19 protein-coding genes are annotated in these 20022 nt (G+C 61.7%); 15 read left to right on the top strand and 4 right to left on the bottom strand.

The annotated features are described in order from the left end of the window. Positions 1-183 precede the first annotated feature (183 nt). The 11 genes from ACWF6P_RS03650 to ACWF6P_RS03600 all read left to right on the top strand — a co-directional run bounded on the left by ACWF6P_RS03650 (position 184) and on the right by ACWF6P_RS03600 (position 11826). Positions 184-1005: an SDR family NAD(P)-dependent oxidoreductase gene (locus ACWF6P_RS03650; RefSeq protein WP_452620438.1), complete on the top strand. Its 822-nt coding sequence runs from the start codon at positions 184-186 to the stop codon at positions 1003-1005. 42 nt (positions 1006-1047) lie between these two features. Beyond that, positions 1048-2205 carry an acyl-CoA dehydrogenase family protein gene (locus ACWF6P_RS03645; protein WP_378448400.1) on the top strand — a complete coding sequence of 386 codons (1158 nt, stop codon included), beginning with the start codon at positions 1048-1050 and terminating at the stop codon, positions 2203-2205. A gap of 30 nt (positions 2206-2235) precedes the next feature. After that, a complete protein-coding gene (locus tag ACWF6P_RS03640; RefSeq protein WP_452620015.1) occupies positions 2236-3399 on the top strand; it encodes a thiolase family protein in 1164 nt (387 codons plus the stop codon). 65 nt (positions 3400-3464) lie between these two features. Continuing rightward, a complete protein-coding gene (locus tag ACWF6P_RS03635; RefSeq protein ID WP_452620014.1) occupies positions 3465-4655 on the top strand; it encodes a lipid-transfer protein in 1191 nt (396 codons plus the stop codon). 63 nt (positions 4656-4718) lie between these two features. Then, on the top strand, positions 4719-5621 hold the full coding sequence (locus ACWF6P_RS03630) for an SDR family NAD(P)-dependent oxidoreductase (RefSeq protein ID WP_452620013.1): 903 nt from the start codon (positions 4719-4721) through the stop codon (positions 5619-5621). Continuing rightward, positions 5618-6040, top strand: coding sequence for an FAS1-like dehydratase domain-containing protein (locus ACWF6P_RS03625; protein WP_007735631.1), 423 nt, complete (start codon positions 5618-5620; stop codon positions 6038-6040). The genes ACWF6P_RS03630 and ACWF6P_RS03625 overlap by 4 nt, the downstream gene beginning before the upstream one ends. Further along, the gene (locus tag ACWF6P_RS03620; RefSeq protein WP_378448404.1) at positions 6037-6453 is read left to right on the top strand and encodes a MaoC/PaaZ C-terminal domain-containing protein; all 417 of its coding nucleotides are present in this window, start codon (positions 6037-6039) and stop codon (positions 6451-6453) included. The genes ACWF6P_RS03625 and ACWF6P_RS03620 overlap by 4 nt, the downstream gene beginning before the upstream one ends. Before the next feature lie 79 nt (positions 6454-6532). Next, the gene (locus ACWF6P_RS03615) at positions 6533-8044 is read left to right on the top strand and encodes a long-chain-fatty-acid--CoA ligase (RefSeq protein ID WP_452620012.1); all 1512 of its coding nucleotides are present in this window, start codon (positions 6533-6535) and stop codon (positions 8042-8044) included. Between the two features lie 37 nt (positions 8045-8081). Continuing rightward, positions 8082-9236, top strand: coding sequence for an acyl-CoA dehydrogenase family protein (locus tag ACWF6P_RS03610; protein ID WP_452620011.1), 1155 nt, complete (start codon positions 8082-8084; stop codon positions 9234-9236). A gap of 8 nt (positions 9237-9244) precedes the next feature. Beyond that, on the top strand, positions 9245-10156 hold the full coding sequence (locus ACWF6P_RS03605) for an acyl-CoA thioesterase (protein WP_452620010.1): 912 nt from the start codon (positions 9245-9247) through the stop codon (positions 10154-10156). 35 nt (positions 10157-10191) lie between these two features. Then, a complete protein-coding gene (locus ACWF6P_RS03600; protein WP_452620009.1) occupies positions 10192-11826 on the top strand; it encodes a class I adenylate-forming enzyme family protein in 1635 nt (544 codons plus the stop codon). A gap of 24 nt (positions 11827-11850) precedes the next feature. On the opposite strand, the gene ACWF6P_RS03595 is transcribed toward ACWF6P_RS03600, so the two are convergent. Next, complete coding sequence (locus ACWF6P_RS03595; protein ID WP_452620008.1) at positions 11851-12747, bottom strand: SDR family oxidoreductase; 897 nt, start codon at positions 12745-12747, stop codon at positions 11851-11853. Between the two features lie 269 nt (positions 12748-13016). Between ACWF6P_RS03595 and ACWF6P_RS03590 the strand changes: the two genes are divergently transcribed. After that, positions 13017-13982, top strand: coding sequence for a ferritin-like domain-containing protein (locus ACWF6P_RS03590; protein WP_452620007.1), 966 nt, complete (start codon positions 13017-13019; stop codon positions 13980-13982). A gap of 88 nt (positions 13983-14070) precedes the next feature. Continuing rightward, positions 14071-14508, top strand: a complete 438-nt coding sequence (locus ACWF6P_RS03585; RefSeq protein ID WP_452620006.1) for an SRPBCC family protein — start codon at positions 14071-14073, stop codon at positions 14506-14508. Here the strand turns inward: ACWF6P_RS03585 and ACWF6P_RS03580 are convergent. Beyond that, positions 14474-15067 (bottom strand): TetR/AcrR family transcriptional regulator, encoded by a 594-nt coding sequence (locus ACWF6P_RS03580; RefSeq protein WP_452620005.1) that lies wholly within the window; start codon positions 15065-15067, stop codon positions 14474-14476. The genes ACWF6P_RS03585 and ACWF6P_RS03580 overlap by 35 nt on opposite strands. A 124-nt stretch (positions 15068-15191) precedes the next feature. On the opposite strand from ACWF6P_RS03580, the gene ACWF6P_RS03575 reads away from it, so the two are divergent. Then, positions 15192-15875 carry an SDR family oxidoreductase gene (locus ACWF6P_RS03575; RefSeq protein ID WP_452620004.1) on the top strand — a complete coding sequence of 228 codons (684 nt, stop codon included), beginning with the start codon at positions 15192-15194 and terminating at the stop codon, positions 15873-15875. A gap of 25 nt (positions 15876-15900) precedes the next feature. Here ACWF6P_RS03575 and ACWF6P_RS03570 read toward each other — a convergent pair whose 3' ends face one another. After that, positions 15901-16305, bottom strand: coding sequence for a DUF4259 domain-containing protein (locus ACWF6P_RS03570; RefSeq protein ID WP_378646721.1), 405 nt, complete (start codon positions 16303-16305; stop codon positions 15901-15903). A 107-nt stretch (positions 16306-16412) separates the two neighbouring features. Then, the gene (locus ACWF6P_RS03565) at positions 16413-17498 is read right to left on the bottom strand and encodes a PQQ-dependent sugar dehydrogenase (RefSeq protein WP_452620003.1); all 1086 of its coding nucleotides are present in this window, start codon (positions 17496-17498) and stop codon (positions 16413-16415) included. A 462-nt stretch (positions 17499-17960) separates the two neighbouring features. On the opposite strand from ACWF6P_RS03565, the gene ACWF6P_RS03560 reads away from it, so the two are divergent. Then, positions 17961-19796, top strand: coding sequence for an acyl-CoA dehydrogenase (locus ACWF6P_RS03560; RefSeq protein WP_452620002.1), 1836 nt, complete (start codon positions 17961-17963; stop codon positions 19794-19796). Positions 19797-20022 lie beyond the last annotated feature (226 nt).

Genomic DNA, 20022 nt, shown 5'->3' with positions numbered 1-20022 from the left:
GAAGATGCTTGACATACATACTTTTAAGGCCTAAAAGTGAATCATCAGTAATTGCGAAAGAAGTTGCCGGAGCCACGACGCCTCGGGACATCGCAGCGCCGGAGCAACCGCCGGTCTGGAATGCCGCCAATTACGTTTCGCTACAACACTCTTCACTCGAAAGGGAACATCGTGGGAAATGGGATCGCGGGAACTGGGACCGTTGGCAATCTGGAGGGAAAGGTCGCTCTCGTATCCGGGTCTGGCCGTGGGATCGGTCGAGAAATCGCACTCAAATTTGCCCGCGAGGGCGCAGCGGTGACGATCAACGACTTGGATCCCGAAGCTGCTGCACAGACCGAGCACGACATCAAGGCGGCCGGCGGACAAGCAGTAAGCGTTGTGGGTTCAGTGTCCGAGGACGGTTTCGCGGAGCGGTTCGTCAGCACTGCGGTCGAGACCTTCGGTGGTCTGGACATCATCGTCAACAACGCCGGATATACCTGGGACTCGGTGATTCAGAAGATGACCGACGAGCAGTGGGACACCATCGTGGACGTGAATCTCAAAGCGCCGTTCCGCATCCTGCGTGCGGCGCAGCCTTTCATCAAAGCCAATCCGACCGAGTACCACCGCAAGGTGGTGAACGTGTCGTCGGTGTCGGGGTACTACGGGAACGCCGGCCAATCCAACTACGGCGCCGCCAAGGCCGGCCTGATCGGACTGACCAAGACCCTTGCCAAGGAGTGGGGCCGGTACAGGGTCAACGTCAACGCAGTGGCTTTCGGACTGATCATCACGAGAATGACCGAGGTGTCCGCGGACGCGAACGCGACGTTGACGATCGACGGCCGCGAGATTCGCGTCGGCGTCAACCCTGATCGCTTGGCCGTCGCGTCGAAGATGATCCCATTCGGCCGAGGCGGCACTCCGGTGGAAGCCGCGGGGGCGGTGTACCTGCTGTGCACGCCCGAATCGGACTACATCAACAGCCAGTGCCTCGTCGTCGACGCCGGACGCGTCTGACCCAAAACACGTCATCTCATCACAGATTTTCAGGAGCGCATCATGAAACGTACCGTCTATGCCCCCGAGCACGAGGCATTCCGCGAGACCATCCGGACCTTCATCGCCAAGCAGGTCACGCCGAACTACCCGGAGTGGGAGAACGCGAATCAGGTACCGCGTGAGTTGTTCAACCAGCTTGCAGAACTCGGAGCGACGAGTTTCGACATCCCCGAGGAGTTCGGCGGCGCCGGACCCACCAGCTTCAAATTCCAAGCTGTCATGCAAGAGGAAACAGCCCGTGCAGCAGTAAGTTTCGGACACTACGGCGTGAGCATCGGCATCGTGTTGCCGTACCTGTTGCGCCTGGCCGACGACGAACAGAAGCAACGGTGGCTTCCGGGAGTGGCGAGCGGCGAGACCATGCTCTGCATTGCCATGACCGAGCCGGGGACCGGATCGGATCTGGCGGGCATCAAGACCACAGCGCGCCTGTCCGAAGACGGCACCCACTACGTCCTCAACGGCGCCAAGACCTTCATCACCGGTGCCCGCAACTCGGAACTCTGCGTCGTGGCCGCTCGAACCTCCGCACCGTCCGAGGAGGACCGACGCTTCGGGCTCAGCCTGCTGGTGGTTCCCACCGACAGTGTCGGCTTCAATTTCGGACGCAAGCTCGACAAGATCGGCATGAAGTCTTCCGACACCAACGAACTGTCGTTCACCGATGTTCGAGTTCCGGTCGAGAATCTCCTCGGCGAGCAGGACAAGGGCTTCTCCTACCTCGGCCAAAACCTCCCCCGCGAACGACTTTCCATCGGTGTCGGCCAGACCGCCTGTGCGGCCTCGGCGATCGAATACGCGTCGGAGTACGTCCGCCAGCGCCAAGTCTTCGGTAAGCCGGTTGCATCCTTCCAGAACACCAAATTCGTTCTTGCCGAATGCGCTACAGAAGTCGCTGCCGCGCAGGCCCTGGTGGACAAGGGACTCGATCTCGACGATTCCGGAGAGCTCACCGCCGCCGATGCTGCACGCATCAAGCTGTTCTGCACCGAGATGGCCGGGCGCGTGATCGACAAGTGCCTACAACTGCACGGCGGCTACGGGTACATCCTCGAATATCCCATCGCTCGCCTGTACGCCGACACGAGAGTCTCGCGCATCTACGGCGGTACCAGTGAAGTCATGAAGACCATCATCGCCAAAGACATCGGTCTCTGATCTCCAACCGACTCGGACACAGGAGTTTTCATGCGTGATGCAGTTATCGTCGACGCGGTACGGACACCGGTCGGCAAACGTGGTGGTGGGTTGTCCACCACGCATGCGGTCAATCTGTCAGCGCACGTTCTGCGCACGCTGGCAGAGCGAACCGGGCTGGACCCCGCAATCGTCGACGACGTGATCTGGGGTTGCGTCGGAACCCTCGGCATGCAGGCCGGCTGTATCGCCCGGTCGGCAGTACTCGGTGCAGGATGGCCCGAACATGTCCCTGGCGTGACCGTCGACCGTCAATGCGGCTCTTCGCAGCAGGCCGTACATCAGGCGGCAGCCGGCGTGATCTCGGGCCAGTACGACGTCGCAGTCGCAGGCGGAGTCGAGATGATGAGCGTCATCCCCCTCGGCGCGGCTGCCCGTGCCGGTGATTACGGTCCGATGCACGGACCACTCGTACTGGGGCGCTACAACATCGAACGATTCAACCAGGGTCTCGGCGCTCAGATGATCGCCGACGAGTACGGCATCAGTCGCACCGACATGGACCGACACGGCCTCGACTCGCATGCCCGTGCTGCTGCCGCTGTCGACGCCGGTCGTTTCGCCGGCCAGATCGCACCGGTCACGGTCACCGATGCCGAAGGCGGTACCCGGATCATCGAGGCGGACGAAGGTATCCGTCGCGGCGGGACCATGGAACGCCTCGCCGAGTTGCCGGTGGCGTTCGAGGGAACCGAGATCACCGCAGGAAACGCCTCGCAGGTTTCCGACGGGTCCGCCGCTCTCCTCGTGACGACCAGTGACATTGCACGTGAACACGGTTGGACACCGATCGCCCGCATTCATACAGCAGTGGTGACCGGTACCGATCCGGTGAGCATCCTCAAGGGCCCGATCCCGGCAACGGCGTTGGCGCTGAAGAAGTCCGGGTTGACGCTCTCCGACATCGGCACGTTCGAGATCAACGAAGCATTCGCCGCCGTGTCCCTGGCCTGGTTGCGCGAGACCGGAGCCGACTATTCGCTGATGAACCCCAATGGCGGCGCCATGGCCATCGGGCATCCCGTGGGAGGTTCCGGCGCGCGGTTGATGACCACGATGGTGCACCACATGCGTGACGAGGGAATCCGTTACGGCTTGCAGTCGATGTGTGAGGGCGGCGGCATGGCCAACGCCACCATCCTCGAGTTGCTGTGAATACGCCTCACACACAACGAATCAACCACCAAAGCACGAAGACCAGTAATCACAAGGGAGCACCGATGAGTCGCAAAGTACTAGTCGCCGGGGTCGGAATGATCCCGTTCACGAAGCCAGGGCGCAGCGAGCACTACTACGAGATGGGCGCGAAGGCCATTGCCAACGCGCTCGCGGACGCAGGAATCGGATTCGAGAAGATCGGGCAGGCCTACGCCGGCTACGTGTACGGAGATTCGACGAGCGGCCAACGCGCCATCTACGGCGCGGGTATGACCGGAATTCCGGTTGTCAACGTCAACAACAACTGCGCGAGTGGCTCGTCCGCGCTGTGGTTGGCCAGGCAGGCCGTCGAGTCCGGCGTCGTCGAATGCGCACTCGCCGTTGGCTTCGAGCAGATGCAGCCCGGCGCCTTGGTCAACCATTGGGGCGATCGCCCGGCTCCGATGGAGCGCCACGCCGAAGTCCTCGACCGCACCTACGGCATCGACCCCGCCAACCCGTCCATGGCAATGCAGTACTTCGGTGCCGCCGCGCAGGAGTACTCCAAGCGGTACGGGGTCTCGCCGGATCTGTTCGCGAAGATCTCGGTCAAATCCCGCAAGCACGCTGCCAACAACCCGTACGCGGTTTTCCGTGAGCCGGTCACCGAGCAGGAAGTGCTCGAATCAAAGGCACTGTACGGCGGGCTGACTCGTTTGCAGGCCTGCCCGCCCACCTGCGGAGCCGGCGCTGCCATCATCTGCAGCGAAGATTTCGCGCGGGCCCACGGCCTCACGCCCGGAGTGGCGATCGCAGCCCAGGAACTGGTCACGGACTTCCCCAGCGTCTTCACCGACGACGACGTGTTCAAAGTCGTCGGCGCAGACATCACTCGCGTTGCTTCGCAACGGATTTACGAGAACGCCGGAGTGGATCCGCGCGATATCCAGGTCGTCGAACTGCACGACTGCTTCTCGGTCAACGAGGTGCTCTCGTACGAGGCCCTCGGATTGGTAGAAGAAGGGTGCTCCGAGAAGTTCATCCTCGACGGCGACAACACCTACGGCGGCCGCGTTGTGGTCAATCCCAGCGGCGGTCTGCTGTCCAAGGGGCATCCGCTCGGCGCCACCGGCTTGGCTCAGTGCGCCGAACTGGTGTGGCAGTTGCGCGGCACCGCCGACGCACGACAGGTCGACGGCGCAAAGCTCGCACTGCAGCACAACCTCGGGCTCGGTGGTGCCGGCGTCATCACGCTCTACGAAAAGGTTGCATAGCAGCTTCTTTCACCACTACTAGTCATGCGCCGCAGCTCGGTGCGAAGAACGAAAGGAAACATCATGGGACAACTCGACGGACGCGTTGCCATCGTCACCGGGGCCGGCGCAGGTCTCGGCCGCGAACACGCACTACTCATGGCAGCCGCAGGCGCCAGCATCGTGGTCAACGACCTGCGCGGAGCGCAACAGGTGGCAGACGAAATCGTTGCTGCCGGCGGCTCGGCCATCGCGGTAGAGGGTTCGATCGCGGAGATGGCTGTCGGTGAGAAGCTCACCGAGGCAGCAGTATCCACCTTCGGCAACTTGCACTCGGTGGTCAACAACGCCGGCATCATCCGCGACGCGATGCTGTGGAACATGACCGAGGAAGAGTTCGACTCGGTTATCGCTGTGCACCTCAAGGGCACCTTCTCGGCTACCCGCGCCGCCGTAAGATACTGGCGCGACCAGTCGAAGGCAGGCGTGCACGAGACACGCAACCTCGTCAACACCAGTTCCGGATCCGGACTGCACGGCAACTACGGACAGTGGAATTACTCAGCAGCCAAGGCCGGTCTGGCCATCCAGGCAGTCAATGCCGCTCGCGAATTCGAGAGATTCGGCGTCAAGGCCAATGCCATCGCTCCCGTCGCGCGCACCGAACCTGTCAAAGCCACGCCCGGCATCAAGGATTTGGTCGGTGAGCCCGTCGACGAGGCTGTCTTCGACCGCTACAACCCCGCCAACTGCTCGTCGCTCGTGGCATATCTGTCGAGCGCCGAATGCGCTTTCAACGGACAGGTTTTTGCCGTTTACGGCGGCTACGTGGGTCTCTACGGCGGCTACTCGATCGCCGACGAAATTCGCGAGGACCGACAGCTGGACATCGGTGAACTGACAAAGCTTCTCGGCGACGATGCCTTCCTCAAGTCGGTCGAGACCCGGCGCGCCGGCATCCCGAAGATCGAAGGAGAAACCAAGTGAGCTACACCTTCCCGCTCGACTACAGCAAGGTCCAGGAATTCGTCCGGGCCGTGAAGGCAAACCCCGAACAGCATGCCGGTGAGGATGCGGTGATCCCGCCGACCATGCTCACCAGCGGCCGAATGATCTGGGAGCCCGCAGACCAATCCGGTTTCGCCAAGCTCGGATTCGACCGTCGTCGCATCCTGCACGGAGAGGAGGAGTACATCTTCCACGGGCCACTTCCACGAGCCGGCCAGAAGCTGACCGCCGAGACCACCGTCGGTGACCGCTTCGAAAAGCCCGGAAAACGCGGTGGCGTGATGACCTTCGCGAAGATGATCACCGAGTTCCGTGACGAGTCCGGAGAATTGATCGCGACGCAGAACAGCACGATCATCGAGACCGCCACAACGGGCGGCAAGGAGGAGGGGAAATGACCACCACGACCGAAACCGTCGTAACCGGACAGCAGGCCGAGAGCAAGACCTTCCCTCCACTGACTCGCACCGACTTCGTCAAGTATCAGGGTGCCTCGGGTGATTTCCATCCGTTGCACCACGACGACACGTTCGCCCGTGAGACCGGCTTCCCGTCCGTGTTCTCCGTCGGCATGCTTCAGGCAGGCATGCTGGCCGGCTACGTCACCGAATGGCTGGGTGTCGAGAACCTGCGTCGGTTCAAGATTCGATTCGCCGACAAGGTCTGGCCCGGTGACGAACTCACCTGCTCTGCTGTCGTCGTCGACATCTACGAGGCCGAGGACGGTCGACGTGCCCGTGTCGAACTTGTCTGCGCTCGTCAGAACGGTGTCAACGCCCTCGTCGGAGACGCGGAATTCCTGATCGACTAACTCGTCGTCGGGGTGTCGATTCGTCGGCGCCCCGACCATCCGCCGTCTGCACCACCCGACTCGAGGAGCACGCGAGCCCATGCATCTGACCCACCTTCTGCACAGGGCGGTTCAACAACAGCCGCACCGACCCTTGACCGTCTGCGAGCATCGCGAGCGCACCGCCCCACAGATCGCGAAGCGAGTCGCCCGACTCGCCGGAGCCCTGCGAGAGCGCGGCGTCGGTCCGGGCGACCGGGTCAGCATCCTGGCGTTCAACTCCGACCGTTACTTCGAGTCGTTGATGGCGACGTGGTGGATCGGCGCTGTCGTCAATCTCGTCAACCGTCACGGTTCGGTCCGTGAAGTCACCGACGCGGTCACCGGAGTCGGCAGCGCTTTTGTACTCGTCGACGAGGAATGCCGGCTACTGGTGACCGGACTCGACGCCACCGTCACGCTCGTCTACATGGGCGACGAGCCGGCTCCCGCCGGAATGGCGGGTTTCGAAGACCTGATCATCGAAGGCCCCGAAGTCGACGACGTGCGTGCCGGCGGCGACACCTTGGCCGCGCTGATCTACACCGGCGGAACCACCGGCACTCCCAAAGCCGTCATGCACTCTCATCGCAGTCTCTCGACCGCCCTGCTCGGCGGAACCGGCTTTGCCCGGTCCTGCGAGATCGGTGGCATCACTCTGGTGATGGCTCCTCTGTTCCACATTGCCGCATTGCTCGGCATGCTGGCCCAGACCGTAGTCGGCGGCACAGTGGTGTTCGCCAACCGCTTCGACGCCGGCGAAGTGCTCGCGCTGATCGCGGGCCGACGGGTCACCACCATGACCTCGATCCCGAGCATGTTGCAGATGCTCTACAACCATCCGGCCTTCCCGGACACGGACGTCACCAGCGTCAGATCGATCGTCTACGGAGCCGCCCCGATGCCCGCGGCCGTCCTGCACCGCGCGATGTCGAGCTTCCCCAACGCAAACTTCGTCCAGGGATACGGCATGACGGAGACCGCGGTCATCGTCTCCCTGCTCGGTTCGGACCACCGTGCCGGCGGTCCTCGACTGCGCTCTGCGGGCCGTGCAAGCCTGCACGCCGAAATCATCATCGTCGACCGAGAAGGCAACGAGGTGCCACGGGGCGCCGTCGGAGAGATCGTCACCCGAGGCGAGCACATCATGCTCGGATACTGGAACCGCCCGGAAGAGACCGCCGAAGCGCTACGCGGAGGCTGGCTGCACACCGGAGACCTCGCGTACATGGACGACGAGGGGTACATCTTCGTCGTCGATCGCGCCAAGGACATGATCATCACCGGCGGCGAGAACGTCTATTCGGCCGAGGTGGAGGACGCCGTCACCAACCACCCCGCAGTGTTGCGCTGCGCAGTCATCGGTCTGCCCGACGATCAGTGGGGCGAGCGCGTGCACGCAGTCGTGGTCCTCAACCCCCAATTGACTGCCACCGCAGAAGAGATTCGAGAGCACGTCAAAACCCAAATCGCAGGGTACAAAGCGCCGCGCACAGTCGCCTTCGTCGAAGCACTGACGACCACGGCCACCGGTAAGACCGACAAACGGTCACTGCGCGGCCTCTACACCTAGCCAACCCCGCGTCGTCCGCGGAACAAGGAGACTTCCCATGAAGCGCACAATCTTCGACGATCAGCACGATGCCTTTCGCGAGGTGTTCCGGGCCTTTCTACACAAGGAGGTCGTCCCGGAATTCGCGAAGTGGGAGGAGCAGGGATACGCCCCACGCGAGTTCTACCGCAGGCTCGGCGAATTGGGAGTCATGGGCTTCGACATCCCGGAGGAGTACGGCGGCGCCGGGCCGACGAGCTATCGCTATCTGATGATCATCGGAGAGGAAGCTGCGCTGGCCGGTGTCTCATTGGGTAACTACCACGCGAGCGCCGGAATCGTTCTGCCCTACTTGCTCACTCTCGCAAACGAGGAGCAGAAGAAGCGCTGGCTGCCCGCCTGCGCAAGTGGGCAGGCCGTGCTTGCCGTGGCGATGACCGAACCGGGGACGGGTTCGGATCTGGCTGCCATTCGCACCACCGCGAAGCTCTCGGACGACGGAGAAAGCTACATCCTCAACGGTGCAAAGACCTTTATCACCAACGCGTCTCAGGCAACACACATGGTCGTGGTCGCCCGTACCGACGATCCAGGTGAGAATCGCAGGGGCGGGCTCTCGCTGTTTGTCGTCGACACCGAATCCGCAGGCTTCGAAGTCGGTCGCCGATTGGACAAGATCGGTTTGAAATTCAGCGATACCTGCGAGGTCTCCTTTACCAACGTCCCAGTACCGGTCACCGATGTACTCGGCGAGGCAGGAGCAGCCTTCGGCTACCTCGGACAGAACCTGCCCCGCGAACGCCTCGCCATGGCGGCCGGAGGGTGCGCCACCGCGGCCGCTGCCATCGCCCACGCGGTTTCCTACACCAGCGACCGACGCGTCTTCGGGAAACCGGTCGCGGACTTCCAGAACACCAAATTCGTTCTTGCCGAATGCGCTACGGATCTCGCCGCAGGTCAGACAATGGTCGATCACGCCGTCGCGCTCGAAGACGCCGGCGAGTTGAGCGCCGTCGATGCTGCAATCTGCAAGCTCTTCTGCACCGAGATGGCAGGCCGCGTGATCGACAAGTGTCTACAACTGCACGGCGGCTACGGGTACATCCTCGAATATCCGATCGCACGGTTGTACGCGGACACGAGGGTGTCGCGAATCTACGGCGGCACCAGCGAAGTCATGAAAACGATCATCGCAAAATCCCTGAGCCGGTAGGAGACCCGATGGACGAACTGTTGCAGCTCACTCACGCCGGCAACGCTTTCGACGGGGCACCTGAATTTCGCGGAAGATGCTGTGCCGGTGGCCCAGATCGCGCCTACGGCGGTCATGTTGTCGCGCAGGCCCTACTCGCTGCGCACCACACCGTCGACCCTGTACGGTACGTGAACTCGCTCCACGCGTACTTCCTGTCCATGGGTCGACCGGGCGCCGAGGTGCAGTACCGAGTGCGAATCCTCCGAGACGGTGGCACCTATGCACTGCGAGAGGTGACCGCCTTCCAGGGCGGCAATGCGTTGCTCACACTGACCGCTTCCTTCAAAAAGGAGGAATTCGGACCCGATCGCCATATTGCGATGCCCCACGTTCCCACACCGGAATCACTTCCGGCACAAAGTGAATCCGTTGATCGATTTTGGTCGGGCATCACATCCTCGGCTATCCGTCAGGCAGTGCAGGTGCGCCCGATAAGCGGCGATTCGGCCGACGACGATGCGGCCGACCACGGCGGCGGCAGGGACCGCCGCATGTGGATTCGCATCGCAGGCGATGTGTCGAGCGATCACGGGATGCACTCCGCCGCACTCGCGTTCTGCTCGGACCTCACGCTGGCCCGAACCGCTGCTCTCGGCCATCTCGACCTGCTCGGCGGTGGAAGTCCGCCCCAGAGGCTTTTTCTCACTTCACTCGATCACGCCGTGTGGTTCCACCGCCCTTGCCGAACCGACGAATGGTTGCTGTTCGTTCAACGCAGCCCTACGTCGGGAGACGGACGGGGTCTGGCCAGTGGCGAATTCTGGACTGGCAACGGAATTTTGGTTGCCACGGTCACTCAGGAAGTTCTTCTTCGCGAAAAGTACGCACCAACTATCGAAACGCGGCCGAAGCTCGCCGCGACCATTCAGGCAGGTTAACTACGTCAGGAGTAGATGTGCACGGAATGCCCTTCATGCCAGTATCTCTCGATTACCCGGATGTTGCGTTCGACGCTATTCTCGCCGGCTCCGCACGCGCCTACAGAGACCGTGTTGCTCTTCGTGACGGCGACGAGGCTCTCACGTTCACCGAACTCTACGATCACGCACTCCGAATAGCGCAAGGGTTGTCTGACAGGGGCATTCGTCCTGGCGATCGCGTAGTTCTCCTGATGCCCAATTCCCTGTGGTATCCGGTCGTCTACTTCGGAATTCTGTGTGCGGGAGCCGTGGCGTGCCCGGTCAACCACACTCAGCCGACGGATACACTGCGAGAATTATTGGCAGAGTTCGCACCTCGGGCCGCAGTGGTTCACCCGACCAGTGTGGCAACACTCCATGAGGCACAGAACTCGGCCCTCGAATTCACCGTCGTCACTCCCCCGACCGCGGCCGCCCCGGAGAACTGCCCGTCGCAAGACCGCGCAACCGGGGACGTCGATCTCGCTCAACTTCTCGAGTCGCCGGCCCTCACCCGAAGACTGGCAAGTTCACAAGGCGTCGCGCATCTTCAGCTCACCGGCGGCACCACCGGTCGCTCGAAGGGCGTTCAGGTTCTGCACCGCAATCTGGTGGCCAGCACGATTCAGACCACAGCGTGGCGTAGCTCGTCTCTTCCGGAAAGCGACGAAGACGGTGGCATTCGGATGGTTCCGGTACCCGCTGCTGTACACGAGAATTCGGAGCGAATGGGCGAAGGGGTCATTGCCGTCGTTGCACCGTACTTTCACGGACTGGCTCTCGTCGGACAGTGCAATCACGTACTTGCCGGTACCACCACCCTCGTAATGGGCAGGTTCGATCCACACGAGTACCTCGCAACCATCGAGCGCCTCGAGATCGACAGACTGATCGGCGCACCGGCGTTCTACCACCTACTCCTCGAGGCCTCGACCACATCGACTCACGATTTGAGTTCGGTGCGTTCGGTGTTCTCAGGTGCCGCACCCATCGACACGACCACGTTGCGTCGAATGGGCGAGACATTCCCGAACGCGAAGGTCATCGAGGGTTACGGGCTCAGCGAGGCGACAACCATTCTCACCAATCAACTCAACAACCCAGATGCGCGATCACCGATCGGCAGTGTAGGCCTACCGGTCTTCGACACACGAATCTCACTGCGAGACATGGAGACCGAAGAAGAAGTCGCCACCGGCGAAGTGGGCGAGATATGGGCGAGTGGACCGCAAGTCACCGCCGGGTACTTTGCCGCACCCGAACTGACCGCACTCCAATTTCGTGACGGTTGGCTCAAGACCGGAGACTTGGGCAGATTCGACAGTGAAGGCAATCTGTTTGTCGTCGGCCGGAGCAAGGACATGATCATCTACAAGGGGTACAACGTATATCCGGTTCAACTCGAGGAGGTGCTGTGCTCCCACCCCGGCGTCGCGCAGAGTGCGGTGGTCGGCAGGGCCAAGCCCGAAGTCGGACAGATCCCGGTGGCTTTTGTCGTCAGATCAGCTGACATGGAAGGGGTTTCGGCATCTGAACTCGTGAAATACGTGAGCGGGAAGGTGGCTCCCTATCAGCGTATTCATGCAGTCGAGTTCATCGACGCGCTACCTTTGACTGCAACCGGAAAGGTGCAGAAGTCGAGGTTGTAACTCAGCACGGTTAGGCCAGGGCAATCAGGTGAGTGGTTTCCCGCCCGTCACGCCGATGACTTCCCCAGTGGTGTAGCTGGATTCGCCGGATGCGAGAAATACATAGGCGGGTGCAAGCTCAGCCGGCTGACCTGCCCGCCCCAGCGGAACGTCGTCCCCGAATGTCTCGAACTTCTCCTTGGGCATCGTCGCCGGAATCAGTGGCGTCCAAATCGGCCCAGGTGCAACGGCATTGACCCTGATCCCCTTTCGCGCGACATCGGCGGCCAGCCCCTTGGTGAAGTCGATGATTCCGGCCTTCGTCGTGGCGTAATCGAGCAACTCGGGAGAAGGGGACGCACCTTGGATGGACGAGGTGTTCACGATCGTCGATCCGGGCTTCATCTGCGCAATCGCTGCCTTGGAGAGCCAGAAGAGTGCGTAGAGGTTGGTTTTCATCACACGGTCGAATTGTTCGGTGGTGATATCGGCGATGCCGCCCATCTGCACCATCTGAAACGCTGCGTTGTTCACCAAGATGTCGAGTCCTCCGAGTTCACGCACCGCGGTTTCGACCAGCGCAGAACACTGTTCCTCACTTCGGAGATCTCCCGGCACCGAGACGGCTTTCCGACCTGCCTCCTCGACCCAGCGTGCGGTTTCCCGAGCGTCTTGTTCTTCGTCGTCGAGATAACTCAGGACAACGTCAGCGCCTTCCCTCGCAAACGCAATCGCGACCGCTCGTCCGATTCCAGAATCTGCTCCGGTGACAATCGCGCGTCTACCTTCGAGTCGACTACTCCCCCGATAAGTCTCTTCACCGTGGTCTGGAGGAGAGATCATGTCTGCGGTGAGACCGGGATGGGCGATCTCGGGCTGCCGCTCACGTTCGGGGGCAGGAAAACGCGTCGTCGGGTCCTGCATTTCGTACTGGTCCGGCATGTCGGTGCTCCTCGGTTGACGCAGTTTCTGGATGTACTTCTGGCTGGACGCACTGCACATGCCATCTTCCCGCCGAATAAGAATCGAAACCTCGGAGTGGCCGGCATCTCGCTCGGCCAGGCAATGACAATCCCTTCATCTTTCGTGGTTACTACACGGTAGGTCGGGGTAGCCCGCGTAGCGGCGGTGGATCCGCGGCCCGCGGAGCACTCGTCGAGCAGAAGCTGAACATCACGTAAAGCACGCACCGACGAAGGGACGACCCCGTTATGAGTAACTCCGAAACCACGGCTGACTTGATCACGCAGCTACGAATCCTGCTGGGTTTGACGAACGCCGAAATTCAGGTCGCCGAAACACGCGTCGCGCAGGCCAGAACCGAAGCTGTTCGACGCGAACTCACGGAAAATGCAGAGAACGGTCGCGAAAGGGCCGGTTCGATCGAGGCCACCATTCGCGATCTGGGCGGCGTACCCGAACTGATCGGTCCGTTCATCGGACGGGCGACTGCCGGAATGAAAGCAATGGTCGAACAGGCTCAGCCCTTCGACGAGGCGATCCTCGGCGACCTCGGGCTCGAACATCAGCTCCTCGACCGTTCCCGCTATCTCAAGGCACTGGCCACCGCCGGCGGCGATCAGACCGTCGCAACATTGGCCGACCGACTCATCACTGCACATTCGGCGACTGTGGACTGGCTGACGACCGTCCTGGCTGAGGAGGCACTCGGCGGACCGGCAGCTTTGCGGCGCACTCCGATGCAAGCTGCCACCGGCGCAGCGATACGGCTGGTCAACGTTCCGGTCTCCTGGTCTACCCGCAGTCTCGACCGTGCCATCGACGCTGTTCGCACCTCACCGCCGGTATTGGGTGAGCTGATCAGCTGGGGCGCATACGCCGGCGATGTGACAGTGAAGACGCTCTCGGCTAGTAGGGATGCGGCCATTGCCACTGCAGAAAAAGTCACTCGCCGAGAAGGCGCGGACGGTGCCGCAGATGTCTTCCGTTCGGTACGGAAGTCGAGTGGGCTACTCGAGCCCACGGAACTTCCCATAGAAGACTTCGACGAACTCAACGTCACCCAAGCCGTTTCCGCGGTGAAGGAACTGACCGAGGCCGCACAGGTGCACGATATCGTCGCCTACGAGGAAGCGCACAAGAACCGACATGGCGTCGTCTCCGCCGCCCAGGCAAGGCTCGCGGCGATTGCCCAGGAAGTCGTCGGAATCAACTAGGGCGCTCAATCGAGAATCTCGGCGTCCAACTCCTGGAGCCAGATGCGCGAGAGCTAGACCCACGAGACCGAACCGAAAGGCACGAAACATGGTCGAAGTCACTCGAAAGTTCACCGCCGAAGTACCGATCGAGAAGGCGGCCGCGTTTCTCCGCGACTTCGCCAACGCTCCACTCTGGGATCCGGGCACCCAGAGCTGCACCCAGACCTCGACCGGTTCGATCGCAATCGGAACCCAGTGGCACAACGTGTCCAAGCTGTTCGGCATCGGGACCGAATTGACGTACACCTTGGTGACCGACGAGCCGAATCACATTGTGCTCGAAGGAAAGAACAAGACCGCCACCAGTACCGACGACATCACCTTGACCGCGATCGGCGCGAACTCCACTGAAATCGATTATCGCGCGAATGTCGAATTCAACGGAGCGGCCAAGATCGCCTCCCCACTCCTGAAAGCGGGATTCGAGGCCAAAGTGGCACCCGAGACCGTCAAGAAGATGACCGAGGCTCTCGAAGCCCTCTGATCAGTGCAGCACGCGCAGAATCGAGAATTTCCTCGGAGAGAGGAGAATCCTTGGTAGCGCGCGCAAGGACCAGTGCACCGAGCATGGTGGAGAGCCGGACGAGACCGTCGGCTCGTTCGTCGGCTCGTTCATCGGCAAGGGCTGCGGCAAAATCACCCACTCCCTCCGTGTAAACCCGACGGGCCTCGCTGTCTGCAGGCTCGCGCGCCATGTCGGCGGCGAGCGCGGCAGCGGGGCATCCGTCTGCCGGGTTGTCGCGATGCTCCACGGACAGGTAGTTGTCGATCAGGGCTTGCCGAGCCTCGTCACGTTGCCCGGCATGCCTTTCCAGGCCCGCAGCGTGCAGCTGAGTCAGTTCCGCAAAGGCATGGGCGGTCGCCTCGTCGATGAGCGCGTCCTTGGACGCGAACTGCTTGTAGAAACCACCGTGGGTCAGCCCCGACGCCTTCATCAAGTCGGCAACGCTGAGCTGAGTGCCCTTCTCTCGGAACAGGCGAGCTGCGGTTTCCACGACGCGCCGACGGTTCTCTTCCGCTTGTTGCTGCGATACGCGGCCCATCAAATCCCTCCTGTTTGGATTTCACTTGACATCTATCCTAGCTCGAACTTAGATTTGATTCATAATCTAATTGTCGGAGCCGCCGACGCTGGCCACAGATGCTAGCCACAGCACTGGGAGAATCATGGATCTGAACAAGACGGTTGCCATTGTGACCGGAGCCAATCGCGGGCTCGGACGCCATCTGGCCGCGGGACTCGTCGAACGCGGCGCAAAGGTGTACGCGGCCGCCCGCAATCCGGAGAGTGTCGATCTGCCCGGTGTCATCCCCCTGAAATTGGACGTGACGGACGCCGAATCGATCGCGGCCGCGGCACGCACCGCCTCCGATGCGACGTTACTGGTGAACAACGCCGGAATCTCTACCTCGGCGCCGTTGATCGGGGGCGACATAGCCGACGTTCGCCGCGAACTGGACGTCAATTTCTTCGGCCCACTCACCGTGACCCGAGCCTTTGCCCCCGTCATCGAAAACAACGGCGGCGGAACAGTACTCAACGTTCTTTCGGTACTGTCCTGGTTCCATCCGGCCGCACTCGGGTCTTACGCGGCATCGAAAGCCGCGGCGTGGGCGATGACCGACGCCGTTCGTGAAGAACTGGCGCCGCGCGGAATCTCCGTCTCGGCACTACATGTCGCATACATGGACACCGACATGGCCGCGGGCGTACCCGCCGAACAGAAAACCGATCCCGCTGATGTCGCCACTCAAGCACTGGACGGTATCGAAAGCGGGTTGGCCGAGATCCTCGCCGACGACACCACCCGATACGTCAAGCAAAGCCTGTCCTCGTCGAACTCCGCATGACCAAGATCCTTTTGGCGGGTGACACTCATCCCAGGGCTTTGAGACTGGCCAATCTACTCAGAATCGGTGCCCGCCAAGCCTCGAGGTCTTCCGGACCGTTCTCTTCCCACAACTCGTGCAACTCCGACGAGTCGCTGCCGGAGACTGCGCGCTCGAGAGCGGCGAGGACCCACGCCTTCTGCTCCGGACTCAAGGTTCCGACGTAACCGGCGGCATCAATTTCGCTTAGCTGCACAGGCTTCGGCGCAACCCCGTGCGCAACCGCAAGGATCTCGGCGACAGCGATCGCTGTTTGAGCATCGTCGGCATCGAGGTAGCCGTCGTCGGGGTGGCGTGCGTAATCGTCGATGTCGTAGTCACCCGCTTGTACTGCGCTGAGCAGGTCGCCCGCTACGTCGTTGTCGAAAGGTCCTGAACCCCAAGTCCCCATGCCGTCTCTCCGATCCGTGCCCTCATTATCCGTCGCACCGATAGTAATGAATCACTGGCCGCGGCGAGGATCCTCGAGATGGAGGGCGCGTTCACCGGATATCGACGTCAGCGCAACGGGACGCGAATGATGCGGTCGTCGCCAGTTTTCGGATCGCCGCGACCGTCGGTGTTGTTCGTCAGTATCCACAGCGATCCATCGGGAGCGATGGCAACGTCGCGAAGGCGTCCGTATGTGTCGACGAACTGCTCGTCAGCCGTTGTGGGGTCGGTCAACGGCACAGCCCGGAGTCGCTCACCGCGGAGATTGGCGATGTAGATCGTGCCTTCGTGGATGACGATTCCGCTGGGGCTGGCGTCATCAGGTGACCATTGTTGGAGCGGGTCGATGAATCCGTCTTCGCCCGCAATCCCTTCGACCTCGGGCCACCCGTAGTTTCCGCCTGCTTCGATTTTGTTGAGCTCGTCCCAGGTGTCCTGCCCGAACTCGCTGGCATACATCGTGCCGTCCTCGGTCCAGGCAATACCCTGCGAGTTGCGATGCCCGTAGCTGTAAACAAACGAGTTCGGAAACGGGTTATCTTGCGGCACATCACCATCCGGCGTCATGCGAAGGATCTTCCCGGACAACGAATCGAGATCCTGAGCCCGGTCGCGACCACCGGCATCACCGACGGTGGCGTACAGCATCCCGTCCGGGCCGAACGCGATGCGACCTCCGTTGTGGTAGTTGGCCGACAGGAGGCCGTCGAGAATCGTCTCGGCCGGCCCGAGGGCAAGCGCTCCGGGATCGCCGGTGATTCCATGACGTTCGATCCGGTTTTCGCCGTCGGCGGTGAAGTACACATACAGGTCGTTTTCGTGTACTGCGATCCCGAGGAGACCACCCTCGCCCCTAGGGCTGACGCCGTCAATAACTCCCACCTCACGGGCGCTTCCGCTGTCGTCGACTTCGAGGATTCGCGCGGTGTCGCGCTCACTGACAAGTTGCGTCCGGCCGTGGAAAGCGATCGACCAGGGCGCGTCCAAGCCGTCGGCGAAGGTCTCGGGTTCGCCGAACGCCGCGGCGGGCGCCGATCGTGTTGCCGTGCTTGCCCCCGGACCAGGCCCTTCCGTGTCCTCGGTACTGCAAGCAGTCATCAAGGCTGATACGAGCACGGCGGCGCCCAGTCCTCGGATCTGTCGTCGTGTCATGGGCGCCTCTCCCCTGTTCGGACAGTAATTACCCCGACGGTAGCGCGAATTGGTCCATGAAACGGGAGCGACTTGGCGTTCGGCGCCGCCGCGACCGATCAAGGAACACCTCCGCTACCAACGGGGGACACTCCTGGTTCACCGAGCTGCGTACACACTGATCACGGCGACTGCGCGCAATCCCTGAGGTGAGGATCATTACTTCGTTTGGTGTGCAACCTCTTTGAACCGATCTGGGCGCCGCACAGGCATTCCTCGACCGCCTCCCGCCCACATTCGGCAACCGATTGTAAGAGTGCATGTTTCGAAGCACACCGCAACGGCGTTACTTCACAGCAACGGCACCAGTCTCAACCTACGGTTGCGTACTGAATTCCTTGTGGGGCAGGCTTTCTTGTGTACCGCTGACGAGCCGTATTGCTGACAACACCGTATTGCTGACAACACCAGGGTCGGAGAACAATGGGTCACTACAAAAGCAACGTGCGCGATATCGAGTTCAATCTGTTCGAAGTACTCGGGATCGGCGAACTGTTGGATGCCGGTACTTACGGGGACCTCGACACCGACACTGTGCGCAACATTCTTGCCGAAGTAGCGAGGCTGGCGGAGGGCCCGGTCGCCGCATCCTTTGCCGACGCGGATCGGAACCCTGTCGAATTCGACGCACCCAACCACGCCGTCGTGGTCCCGGAACCTCTACGCAAGACCGTCGAGGCGGTGAACGAGGCTGGTTGGTCGCGGCTCGGACTACCGGAGGGCATGGGCGGCGTTCCTGCTCCTGCGCCGTTGGTCTGGGCGATCGGCGAAATGTTGGTCGCGGCAAACGGATCGGCGAGCTTTTTCAACATGGGTCCGCTGATGGCGAGCGTGCTCTACAGCATCGGCAACGAACAGCAAAAGCACTGGGCCAAAGAAGGATTCGAGCGTGGCTGGGCCGGAACGATGGTACTGACCGAACCCGACGCCGGATCCGATGTTGGCGCAGGCCGAACGAAAGCAATCGAGCAGAATGACGGCACGTGGCACATCGAGGGTGTCAAGCGGTTCATCTCCGGCGGCGACGTCGGAGACACTGCCGAGAACCTCTTCCACTTGGTGCTTGCCCGCCCCGAGGGTGCCGGACCCGGCACCAAAGGGTTGAGTCTGTTCTACGTTCCGAAGTTCCACTTCGATTCGAAGACAATCGAATTGGGCGAGCGAAACGGCGTCTACGTCACAGGTGTCGAACACAAGATGGGCCTCAAGTCTTCCCCAACCTGCGAACTCACATTCGGGGCGACTGACGTTCCCGCCGTAGGCTGGCTCGTGGGTGATGTTCACAACGGTATCGCCCAGATGTTCCAGGTGATCGAGAATGCCCGGATGATGGTGGGCACCAAGGCTACCGGAACGTTGTCCACCGGCTACCTCAACGCCTTGGAGTATGCAAAAGAACGAATTCAAGGCGCGGACCTCACCGAACTGACAAACAAAACCGCACCCCGCGTGGCCATCACCCACCACCCCGACGTCCGACGCAGTCTGGCGATGCAGAAGGCGTACGCCGAAGGCCTCAGAGCTGTTTACCTCTACACCGCCGCGCATCAGAACGCCGATGTCGCCGAATTGGTTTCGGGCGCCGACGCCGAATTGGCGGCGCGGGTCAACGACCTACTGCTGCCCATCGTCAAAGGCGTCGGATCCGAGAAAGCCTACGAACTGCTCACCGAGAGCCTGCAGACTTTGGGCGGCTCCGGTTATCTACAGGACTACCCCATCGAGCAGTACATACGCGATGCCAAGATCGACACCCTGTACGAGGGCACCACGGCAATCCAGGCGCAGGACTTCTTCTTTCGGAAGATCGCCCGTGACCGTGGCGTTGCACTCGCTCACGTGGCCGGTCGCATACGAGAGTTCATCGAGAGCGAGGCCGGCAACGGTCGCCTCAAGGCCGAGCGGGTCTTGCTCGAAACCGCGTTGACCGACGTGCAAGAGATGGCCGGGACGCTCACCGGCTATCTGATGGGTTCCCAAGACCAGCCTTCCGAGTTGTACAAAATAGGCCTCGGCTCGGTGCGCTTTCTGTACGCGGTGGGTGACCTGCTCATCGGATGGCGACTACTCGTACAGGCCGAAATCGCGCTGGCAGCCTTGGATCGCGACGCGTCGGAAAAGGATCGGTACTTCTATCGGGGCAAGGTGGTCATCGCGTCGTACTTCGCGAAGAATATATTGCCCATCCTGGCGTCGACGAAAGAAATCCTGAGTTCCCTCGACAACGAGATCATGGAACTGGAGGAAGAAGCGTTCTAGGATGTCGCCACTGCGTGCCAGGCTGTCGGCAGGGATCTGCAGTGCCGCTGGCACGGCCCTTCTACCTACATGCAGAACTGCGTGTGGACGGTGTCGATGCTCGATGACGGCTACTGTCACCTCGCGCTCGACGCTGGTCCGCGACCGAAGTACAAGAGTGCAGGAACCAGCCCACTGAGGGGCTTCGGGTTCGGCGGGCCACACATCGAACAGCCTGCGCAGGAGC

The sequence above is a fragment of the Rhodococcus sp. NPDC055024 genome, assembly GCF_053608585.1.
Note: the sequence above shows the minus strand (reverse complement) of the source record. Positions and strands in the feature narration are given on the sequence as shown.

What these genes read in the sequence shown, in the direction of transcription:
- ACWF6P_RS03620 (WP_378448404.1), top strand. Translation starts at nt 6,037, where the DNA reads ATGACCACCACGACCGAAACCGTCGTAACCGGACAGCAGGCCGAGAGC.
- ACWF6P_RS03575 (WP_452620004.1), top strand. Translation starts at nt 15,192, where the DNA reads ATGGATCTGAACAAGACGGTTGCCATTGTGACCGGAGCCAATCGCGGG.
- ACWF6P_RS03610 (WP_452620011.1), top strand. Translation starts at nt 8,082, where the DNA reads ATGAAGCGCACAATCTTCGACGATCAGCACGATGCCTTTCGCGAGGTG.
- ACWF6P_RS03615 (WP_452620012.1), top strand. Translation starts at nt 6,533, where the DNA reads ATGCATCTGACCCACCTTCTGCACAGGGCGGTTCAACAACAGCCGCAC.
- ACWF6P_RS03590 (WP_452620007.1), top strand. Translation starts at nt 13,017, where the DNA reads ATGAGTAACTCCGAAACCACGGCTGACTTGATCACGCAGCTACGAATC.
- ACWF6P_RS03635 (WP_452620014.1), top strand. Translation starts at nt 3,465, where the DNA reads ATGAGTCGCAAAGTACTAGTCGCCGGGGTCGGAATGATCCCGTTCACG.
- ACWF6P_RS03565 (WP_452620003.1), bottom strand. Translation starts at nt 17,498, where the DNA reads ATGACACGACGACAGATCCGAGGACTGGGCGCCGCCGTGCTCGTATCA.
- ACWF6P_RS03605 (WP_452620010.1), top strand. Translation starts at nt 9,245, where the DNA reads ATGGACGAACTGTTGCAGCTCACTCACGCCGGCAACGCTTTCGACGGG.
- ACWF6P_RS03630 (WP_452620013.1), top strand. Translation starts at nt 4,719, where the DNA reads ATGGGACAACTCGACGGACGCGTTGCCATCGTCACCGGGGCCGGCGCA.
- ACWF6P_RS03600 (WP_452620009.1), top strand. Translation starts at nt 10,192, where the DNA reads ATGCCAGTATCTCTCGATTACCCGGATGTTGCGTTCGACGCTATTCTC.
- ACWF6P_RS03595 (WP_452620008.1), bottom strand. Translation starts at nt 12,747, where the DNA reads ATGCCGGACCAGTACGAAATGCAGGACCCGACGACGCGTTTTCCTGCC.
- ACWF6P_RS03560 (WP_452620002.1), top strand. Translation starts at nt 17,961, where the DNA reads ATGGGTCACTACAAAAGCAACGTGCGCGATATCGAGTTCAATCTGTTC.
- ACWF6P_RS03645 (WP_378448400.1), top strand. Translation starts at nt 1,048, where the DNA reads ATGAAACGTACCGTCTATGCCCCCGAGCACGAGGCATTCCGCGAGACC.
- ACWF6P_RS03570 (WP_378646721.1), bottom strand. Translation starts at nt 16,305, where the DNA reads ATGGGGACTTGGGGTTCAGGACCTTTCGACAACGACGTAGCGGGCGAC.
- ACWF6P_RS03585 (WP_452620006.1), top strand. Translation starts at nt 14,071, where the DNA reads ATGGTCGAAGTCACTCGAAAGTTCACCGCCGAAGTACCGATCGAGAAG.
- ACWF6P_RS03580 (WP_452620005.1), bottom strand. Translation starts at nt 15,067, where the DNA reads ATGGGCCGCGTATCGCAGCAACAAGCGGAAGAGAACCGTCGGCGCGTC.
- ACWF6P_RS03640 (WP_452620015.1), top strand. Translation starts at nt 2,236, where the DNA reads ATGCGTGATGCAGTTATCGTCGACGCGGTACGGACACCGGTCGGCAAA.